Below are 3,413 nucleotides of genomic sequence, written 5' to 3' on the forward strand. Positions count from 1 at the left end.
GGGCCACCCCCAGCGTCCAGAGGTTGGCGTCGCGGTAGGCCCGCTCCACATGCATCACCTGCGTGGGATCGGTCCCGGCCCCAGCGCGCACGAGGTGTTCGTGGAAGATCGGCGGGCCGGCCAGGGAAGCGACGACCACCGCGGCGAGGATGCTGACGGCCGCCACGATGGCCTGGGCCAGGAAGAACCGCCAGGCCAGCCCCCGGGGACGTCGTTGCGGGCTCATCGGGCCACCATCCGGTAGCCGATCCCGCGCACGGTGTCGATGTAGCGGCTCGGGTCCTTGCCGAGCTTGCGGCGCAGGTGCCCGATGTGCACGTCCACCAGCCGCTCATCGCCCACCCAGGCGGGGTCCCAGACGATGTCGATGAGCTGACGGCGGGTCAGCGCCTGGTGCGGGTGGGTCGACAGGGCGACCAGCAGGTCGAACTCGGTGCGGGTCAGCCCCACCGGCTCTTCACCCAGTCGCGCTTCGTGGGCGGTGAGGTCGACGGTCAGGTCCCCGAACACCCGGGCCTGCTCGGCAGCCGCCACGGTGGTGCGGGGTCGGCGCATCACCGCGGCCACCCGGGCGACGAGTTCGCGGACGCTGAAGGGCTTGGTGATGTAGTCGTCGGCCCCCGCCGCCAGCCCGGTCAGCTTGTCCTCCTCGTCGCCGCGGGCGGTGAGCATCAGCACGTAGCACTCGGAGGATTCCCGCAGCTTCCGGCAGACCTCGATTCCGTCCATCCCGGGTAGCCCCAGGTCCAGGACGACGACGTCCGGCTCCTGGGCGCGGGCGGCGTCCACGGCGTCGGGGCCGGTGTGGGCCTGGGCGACGTCGTAGCCGGCTCGGGTGAGGTAGGTGGCGACCATCTGCGCCAGAGGTTTTTCGTCGTCAACCACCAGCACCCGCCCGGGCGCCGCATCGATGCCAGGGTTCATGACTTCAGTGTCGCCCCGGTCCCTGCCGCCTCCGGCCCGAAGGCGGGTGGGGGGTGGAATCTTCGCCAAACCTTCAAGGAAAGCGCCGCAGGTTCCCAGGCTGACCGATCGAGAATGGTGGGTGGTCCTCGCGGTGTGGTGCGAGGCGGAAAGGACCCATGAATCCCCTGACCCGCAGACGTCTGCTCGCCGGTGGCCTCGGCCTGCTCGGTACAAGTGCCCTAGTGGCTTGCTCTCCGCAGTCGGAGTCCACCGCCCCTGCACCCTCAGGCGGCGGTACTGATACGGCGATCACCCACGTGCACGCCATCACCCGCGATACAGGCACGGGCACGATCCTGCTGGCCACCCACGAGGGCCTGTTCCGCCTGAAGGAACGGAAACTGAACCCAGTGGGACCGGTCGTGGACCTCATGGGCTTCATCACCATGGACGGGCGGTATCTGGCCTCGGGCCACCCCGGGGATGGGACCGACCTGCCCGAACCGGTCGGGCTAGTTGTACTGACCCGCAGCGTTGGTGATGCGGTCGATCGGGCACAGGCCGCCGATGCCGGTGTGGGGTCTGTCTAGGTTGTAGTGCTCCAGCCATTGCGGCAAGGCCTGGGCACGGTCTTCGTTGCTGGTGTAGGCGCGGGCGTAGGCCCACTCGGTGGTCAGGGTGCGGTTGAGCCGTTCGGCCTTGCCGTTGGTCCACGGGCAGTGCGGTTTGATGAACTTTTGTCGTGCGCCTAGGGCCGCCACCGCGGCGCGGAATGCCGTGGACTTGCGGTAACCGAAGGCGTTGTCGGTGAGCACCCGCTCGATTCTGGGGATGCCGTGGCCGGCGAAGTAAGCCGCGGCCCGGGCCAGGAACCCCGCGCAGGTCGCGCCCCTCTCGTCGGCATGGATCTCGGCGTAGGCCAGACGGGAGTGGTCGTCGATGGCGGTGTGCACGAAGTCGTAGCCGAGCCTGTCGTGGCTGGTGCGGTGCACGGCCGCGCTCTGGGCCGGATCGGCCCGCCAGCCACCGCCGTCGGGAATCCGGCCGAGTTTCTTCACATCCAGGTGCACCAACGACCCCGGATGAGGGTGCTCGTAACGCCGGGACGTGGCCCGGCTGGTGCGGATCACCGTGCCGGTGAGCGGATCCACCGCCGACAGCGAGGGGGTGGCGTAGCGGGCGAGGACCCGGCCCACCGTGGCCGCCGGCACCCCGGTGGCCCGGGCGATGACCAGAGGCCCTCGCCGCAGCAGGAACCGGGTGATGCGGATCCGGGTCTCGACACACGGGCGGGTGCGGTGCGGGCAGGAGTGTGGCCTCGATGGTCGGTCGATCAGTCCGGCCGGGCCCTCCTCCTGGAAACGGCGCCACCATCGCCAGGCCGTGGTGGCCGAGATCCCCATCTCGGCGGCCACGTGCGCCACCGGGCGCCCGGTCGTGATGCGATCGATCAGGATGCGCCGTCCCGCCGGAGTCAGGCGGGCGTTAGCGTGTGACATGGGAGACCTCCGTGGTCGGGCCGGAATCTAGACAACTCCACACTCGACCCGGAGGTCTCTCCTGTCATCAACAACCTGGTGGGTCAGTACAGCTAGAGCGCGGAGGCCTCCGGGGCCCCGCGCCCGGCGGCCGCTACGGCCGCGGCCGCCGGGCGCAGGCCCAGGGCCTGGAGCATGGGCCGCAGCTTCGCCCAGGTCTCGGCGAGCTCCGCCTCGGGATCGGACGCGGCCACGAGGCCGCAGCCGGCGAAGAGCCGCACGGTGTGCTCGTCCTCCTGCACCGCGCCGCGCAGGGCGATGCCCCAGTCGCCGTTGCCGGCGGCGTCGAGCCAGCCCACGGGGCCCGCGTACAGGCCCCGGTCCATCTGCTCGAGCTCGGGGATCGTGGCGGCGGCCACGGCGGTGGGCGTCCCGCACACGGCGGCCGTGGGGTGCAGGGCCTCCGCTAGCTCCAGGGAGGACGGCGGGTCCCCCGCGGGCCCGGGCCGCAGCACGGCGGTGACGTCCGAGGCGAGGTGCCACACGTTGGGCAGCTCGAGGATGAACGGCTCCGGCGAGGTCGTCACGACCTCCGTGTACGGGGCGAGGGACGCCACCAAGGAGTCGATCGCGAAGCCGTGCTCGTGCTGCTGCTTCTCGGACTCGCCGAGCACGCGGGCCGCGAAGGCCTGCGGGTCCTCGGCGGCCGGCACCGCGTCCCGGTCCAGCGTGCCCGCGAGCACCCGGGCGTGGGCCACGCCGTCGAACACCTGCACGAGCATCTCCGGGGTCGCCCCCACCAGCCGGCCCGTCCCCGTCCCGGCGTCGTCGCCGAAGCCGACGCAGTACGTCCAGCACTGCTCGTAGCGGTGGGCGAGGTCGCGGACCACGGCCACGGGGTCGAGGGGCGCGTCCAGCCGGGCCACGACGTCCCGGGCCAGCACCAGCTTCTCCAGCCGTCCTTCGCGGATCCGCCCGACGCCCTCGCGCACGGCCTCGGTCCACTCCCGCTCGTCGAGGGCCCCGGGG

5 protein-coding genes are annotated in these 3,413 nt (G+C 71.7%); 1 reads left to right on the forward strand and 4 read right to left on the reverse strand.

Features of this window, described 5'->3' with window-relative positions; genetic code table 11:
- The coding region (locus VN520_RS18880) for a hypothetical protein (RefSeq protein WP_325748093.1) at window positions 1–226 on the reverse strand (226 nt) is incomplete at its 3' end.
- Window positions 223–924: a response regulator transcription factor gene (locus VN520_RS18885; RefSeq protein WP_325748094.1), complete on the reverse strand. Its 702-nt coding sequence runs from the start codon at window positions 922–924 to the stop codon at window positions 223–225. The genes VN520_RS18885 and VN520_RS18880, both read right to left, overlap by 4 nt.
- A gap of 158 nt (window positions 925–1,082) precedes the next feature.
- On the opposite strand from VN520_RS18885, the gene VN520_RS18890 reads away from it, so the two are divergent.
- Window positions 1,083–1,496 (forward strand): hypothetical protein, encoded by a 414-nt coding sequence (locus VN520_RS18890; RefSeq protein WP_325748095.1) that lies wholly within the window; start codon window positions 1,083–1,085, stop codon window positions 1,494–1,496.
- On the opposite strand, the gene VN520_RS18895 is transcribed toward VN520_RS18890, so the two are convergent.
- A complete protein-coding gene (locus VN520_RS18895) occupies window positions 1,419–2,405 on the reverse strand; it encodes an IS481 family transposase (RefSeq protein WP_325748096.1) in 987 nt (328 codons plus the stop codon). The genes VN520_RS18890 and VN520_RS18895 overlap by 78 nt on opposite strands.
- A gap of 92 nt (window positions 2,406–2,497) precedes the next feature.
- On the reverse strand, window positions 2,498–3,413 hold a 916-nt coding region (locus VN520_RS18900), incomplete at its 5' end, for an isochorismate synthase (protein WP_325748097.1).

Source organism: Streptomyces sp. (assembly GCF_035563135.1).
Lineage (GTDB): Bacteria > Actinomycetota > Actinomycetes > Streptomycetales > Streptomycetaceae > Streptomyces.